The organism is Desulfovirgula thermocuniculi DSM 16036 (assembly GCF_000429345.1).
Lineage (GTDB): Bacteria > Bacillota > Desulfotomaculia > Desulfotomaculales > Desulfovirgulaceae > Desulfovirgula > Desulfovirgula thermocuniculi.
On record NZ_AUBR01000098.1, the window covers coordinates 1 to 5,067 of the forward strand.

4 protein-coding genes and 1 pseudogene are annotated in these 5,067 nt (G+C 50.4%); 1 reads left to right on the plus strand and 4 read right to left on the minus strand.

Annotated features, from left to right (window positions below; translation table 11 throughout):
- Window positions 1-247 precede the first annotated feature (247 nt).
- The 4 genes from G454_RS21615 to G454_RS0114625 form a co-directional block, all read right to left on the minus strand.
- The gene (locus G454_RS21615) at window positions 248-886 is read right to left on the minus strand and encodes a hypothetical protein (RefSeq protein ID WP_156896835.1); all 639 of its coding nucleotides are present in this window, start codon (window positions 884-886) and stop codon (window positions 248-250) included.
- Window positions 887-1,132: 246 nt separating this feature from the next.
- On the minus strand, window positions 1,133-1,483 hold the full coding sequence (locus tag G454_RS21620; RefSeq protein WP_169719377.1) for a hypothetical protein: 351 nt from the start codon (window positions 1,481-1,483) through the stop codon (window positions 1,133-1,135).
- A gap of 427 nt (window positions 1,484-1,910) precedes the next feature.
- Complete coding sequence (locus G454_RS19535) at window positions 1,911-2,597, minus strand: thermonuclease family protein (RefSeq protein ID WP_051276522.1); 687 nt, start codon at window positions 2,595-2,597, stop codon at window positions 1,911-1,913.
- A 326-nt stretch (window positions 2,598-2,923) separates the two neighbouring features.
- Window positions 2,924-4,408: a hypothetical protein gene (locus G454_RS0114625; RefSeq protein WP_156896837.1), complete on the minus strand. Its 1,485-nt coding sequence runs from the start codon at window positions 4,406-4,408 to the stop codon at window positions 2,924-2,926.
- Between the two features lie 281 nt (window positions 4,409-4,689).
- Here G454_RS0114625 and G454_RS0114630 point away from each other — a divergent pair.
- Window positions 4,690-5,067: pseudogene (locus G454_RS0114630) on the plus strand (IS21 family transposase); the annotation flags it as partial.

A 5,067-nucleotide genomic window follows, 5' to 3' on the forward strand; every position in this document is an offset into this window, starting at 1 on the left:
GCTACTGGGGGCTAGTAAAGACTAGGCTTCAGGCCATTTTCACTGCCCTGGCGGTAAACTTCAAGCGATGGGTGTACCTGGCAATTGCTGCCAAGCGGGCAGTCAAAACCGCGGCAGCCTAGGAATAAGGAGTTTCTCTGCCTTTTTCAAGGACTTGGTTACTTTATATTGGTACTAAAGGTGGCGATTTGCTGTGGTAAGCTCTTCCATAAAAGCCTGATTGCCATATATTGTTAATTATACTTGGTTAAAGTGTTATAACTTGCTGTTTTCCCTCAGTTTTGCGACGGTCTCTTGGTATGTTCGGATAAGTTCCCGGATTCAACTCGACCCCGAAGAATTCGCTCATCCTCCTGCGAGCATAAGCTTCAAATTCCTGAGCTTCGCTAACTGTTGCGAGTTCAGAAGCGCGAACCTCAGTAGCGCCACTTTCGTCTTTCAGTGGTGCAGCCCGATGGCGCGACAAAGTCATTATATTTTCTCGGAGGCAAACACCCCTGGATACAGAACTTGGTCCCGTGCCCGTAGCCCACTTCCGGTACCATTCAAGCAAAAAATGGTACTTGTCGGGAATATCTGAAGCTGCTGGAAGGATCTTGCCAGATTCCCTTGAGGGGTGAAAGTCATCCCCCAGGCGCCACAGTCTCCTGTAACCCGGTCGGGTCTCGTAAAGCATTCGGTAATTACCGGGATTTGCTGGTCTGTTGGCCACACAGTGTTGATTAACATGCACCCTTACGCCAGGACGTAAGGTCCCAAAAATATTTTCCAAGGCTACCCTATCCACAATTTCTTCGGTTGCAAAATCTTCGCGGTGCGGATTTTCGTAATGAAGCAGAGCACAACCAATCCATACCTCATCTGCTACTTTGATCGACATAGCCAATTGGTTCACTCCCTATTTTGATATTGTGGTCAGGTTTTTCTTAGAGACTGGGACTGTCGGGGTGATACAATTAGCGGCGGCGCAGATGACCCGCTTGAGGGGGACACTCGCCCGAAAGGGGAGAAACGGCCTGGCTTCACAAGATCTGTACTGCTCCTGCTCTTTTGCTTGAATCCTGGTTGTGCCAGGGCCTACTCTACTTAAAGTGTTATGACTTGCTGTTTTTCCTCAGTTTTGCGACGGTCTCTATTTAATTTTCCATAGTGAATTTAGTGTTTTATTTCCGGAATCATCTTTTGTGTACACTCGCTTTTTAATCTCTTTTATCATTCCTGTTTCTTTTTCGCATTGCTTTAGTATTTTACCGAAGTTTGCATTCCATGATTTGCCTGGTGGCTGTCCTCTATCACTATGATAATGACCCATGTATTGAGCTAATATGTCTCGAGTAAGAAATTCTTTTCCTCCGTACGTTTCCTTTAGTAACTTTAAAAGGTCGTGAATATTCTTCTTTGGAATTTTTAAGTCACCGGATATATAATAGTCGCGTGTATCCATTTTGGAACTCCTTTCAAAGAATTCGTTTTTAACAAGCACCTAAATCAGCATGACATACTATGTGCAACATTTTTCATACCATGCATCAAATTCTGGCTCAGTAGAATGAAGATTTTGAAGAACATTAGTAACAGCACGACCGAAAACAATTAAGTTTCTTAAGCCTAGCAGTTTTCTTTCTGGCGGTCCTTTAATTAAATTCTCTAACCTTTTTCTGCTGTCTTTAATGTATCTTGAACAGCCATTAATATATCAGCAGTAGTATGTTGAGGAATTCGCATCTTGTTTTCCCCTCACTTTCTTTCATTGCACGAGCAACATGCAAACTTTGAAGACCTTGGCTGCCATTACGTTAAGTAAATGACGATTATTTGTCCTGCTCTTAACTCCACCCGGTTCTGCGAAGCTATCTTCGGTGCCTACTCTTACGTGGGCAGGCGGAAAACTTTTGACCGGGCTTTGTCTATTATTGGGTGCCGCTGGCCTGCTTCCCGGCGTCGCCAGTCGCCGGGTCGGGGGACAGGCCCCACAACCCCTTGCCCGCCTCCCTGGCCTCCCGCTGGAACTTGGCGAATAAGTTCGCGTACTTCACGTTGGGCGGCACGGTCATTACCTGGGCGTAGCCGTCCAGGAGGAGCCGGGCGTTGTACATCTTGGCCCGGACCTCATCCTCGGAGCCGGAGGAGGGCGGTTCCAGCCAGACGTAGGCCAGCAGCCGGCCGTAGTTGTCCCTCTCCTGGACGTCGAACTCCAGCCAGACCTGCCTGTCGGAGAGCTGCCTTTCGGTGTGCGCCTTGGCCTCCCGGCCGTAGGGCTCCTCCTTTATGCCCAGGTCGGGGTGGCTTATCTCCGGGCAGTTGACGCCGATCATCCGCACCCGCTCGTCGCGGCCGTTGAAGTTCACGTGGACGGTGTCGCCGTCGGAGACGGAGATGACGGTTGCCTGGACCGTGCGGATTCCGGCCTGGGTTGGTGTGCCCGGTGGTTGCTGCGTCTGGACGGGGGCTTGGGCGGCAGGTTGGTCCTGGGCCGTTCGATCTTTCTGCGGGGCGGCCTGGGGCGGTCCGCCCCCTGCGCAGCCTGCAAGTAAAGCCAAGGCAAAGGCCAGAAAGATGATTAAGGCGGCAAATCTTAACCGGGCCAAATTGTTCATCAAAATTCAACCCCCCTTAGCCCTGCCGGGTAGGCTAGCAGAAGCGCCCGGAACAGCGGGCCATGTGCTCGGGACTTTCCAATAGTGCTATGCGAGAGATTCAGGAGTGACGGGGCTTTCAGCGTTCAGTTTTAAAACTCAGATTCAATCAGCCAGATGACAGGGCATTAAGCTGGCTGGGTTATCCTCGCTGCGATCAACAGGCGAAGCAAGAAGTTGATTCTCTCTGTTTGAGTAGTAACATTACCAGCACAATGAGAGCGCCGAACTCACCTCTCAAAATTATTCTGTTTCCAAGGAAAAACTCGTAGGACAAGCCCGAAGACTCAGAACTTCCGGAACATCTTGTCTAACCATTTCACAGCCTCCGGCGTGGTACGATGGGGGTACGTCATAATGAACAGAAGCATCAAAACCGGATCCTGCTTCAGGATTGTAGGAAGGTTATTGTCCTGACAGTCAAATGCTTCTTTCCGAAGGTCTTCCCAGTGTTTGGTTAAGGGCGGGTATTCACTCACGTTGGTACCGTACTTGGATCGCCACAGGTAATACTGCCAGCACTCTGCTGGTTCGAACTCCAGAAATGCTAGCCGGGTCAGGTCGGGCCATATGCCCCGCAGATGCTGCTTCCAGTTCCGCTTGGCTACCAGGTGTAGGAGTCCTTTGGCCATGTAAGAGACGCCGGAAGGCTCGGTTAAATCCTTACTCTCTTCTTCTAATGAGAAGCCAAGGACCTCTAGTAAAGCGTCCTCGGCGTTCTGGTAGGGGTCTGCGAGCGAAGGCCCTTGCTTACTATTTTGGGTTGCGATGAGTTTTAGTAGGCGCATAAGCATAAAATCGCTGTTAGAAGATCCATCAATCTCTTTAAGGAACCAGTAATAGGCCAAAAACTGTGGAACTGCCCCTTCACCCCATACCACCATCTGAGGTCCCTTCGTCAGGCAGAAATTACGAACGAAGTCGAAGTGGTCCTTATTTTGGCGGCCATGAGTTCTTTGCCATAGGCCATAGACACTCATCAGGCCAACCAGTTGAGTTACACGCACCCGGCGCACCGGCGGATCGGCCAAGGCATTGCCTTCTACTAGATGCGAGCGTGTGCGTAGTTCCTCACACAGCTTGCCGAGCAAACGAAAGATTGCCTCTTTCGCTATTTCCAGGCTATTACGTATTCGATCATCCTGGGTTAACCCCCATCTCTCACACGCCGCAAGTAAGGCGGCGATATATATTACCCATGCTTCGATTTCGGCAGCGTAGTTTTCTTCTTGTGACCATGGCTGTGTAGCAAGCGCGCAGAGCAGGGCAGAACTTGCTGCTGTGCGAACCAGTTGCTCCTTGGAGGGGGTTGCGTTACTGTGTAACCCCATAGTGGTCTCCAGGAGGTGGGACACCTTATCCTTGGGTAGCGGTCTCCGACCGTCGCCAAGAAAGAGTTCTAGTAGGATCTTGGTATCGGTAAGCTCCTCTGGCCAAGGTATGTGATCTAGCGCCATTTTCAACAGTTGGCCCCGCACAATTGTCTCTAGCCGAACTTCCGGGTGGCCGAGACCCTCCCAAAACCGGTTTAAATCATCGATCGCACGGACCACTTCTTCATCCAGGTATCGGTTTGTGACCAAATACGAGCGGTGATGTGTGGAAGATGAAAGAGACGTGTGCACGATTTTGCTCTGCAGAGCACGAACTTGAGGCTCAATCTCCTTTCGCCACTGGTTTAATGTAATCCTCTTCCCCTGAGGCGACTTGAGCTGGAACGCACAAGGAACTCCTTGGGGGTCAATAGCGATAATATCCTTACCCATTTCCATGCTGCTATGACGGGTCATGTGAATTACGGCATACCCTTGAGAGAGAAGCATGAAGCAAAAGGGCACCTCAAGGGATCTTTCGTTACAGTTATCCAACCAGTTTTCGAGAATTCTCTCTTTCACTGTAGGTGGTAATCTAAAAAGGGACGATTTTGGTCATATAAAAATCCCCATTTTTGGTCATGGCCCAGGGTCAAAAGTGGTAAAGAAAAATCCTCATTTTTGGTAAAGAAAAAGGGACAGCTCCCGTGCTACTTTTTCGGGAAAAAGAGCTCGAAAAAGTGCACGGGGTGACTGCCAAGATGATAGGGGTGAAGACCTGGGCCATGATCCACACCTACCACCAGCAGGGAGTGCCCAAAAGCCGCATCGCTGAAATGCTGGGCATAGACCGGAAAACGGTAAGCCGTGCCCTACAGCAGGACTCCTACCCGCAGGAGAGAAAGAAGAAACCCTCCATTTTGGACCCGTACAAGCCGTACATAGAGGAGCGGTTGAACAAGTATGACCTCACCGCCACGCGGCTTTTCAGAGAGATCCGGAACCAGGGCTATACCGGTTCCTACGAAACGGTCAAAAGGTACGTGGCCACATTGAGAGAACAGCGGCCCAGGCGGGCTTACATACGGTTTGAAACCGGGCCGGGAGAGCAGGCCCAA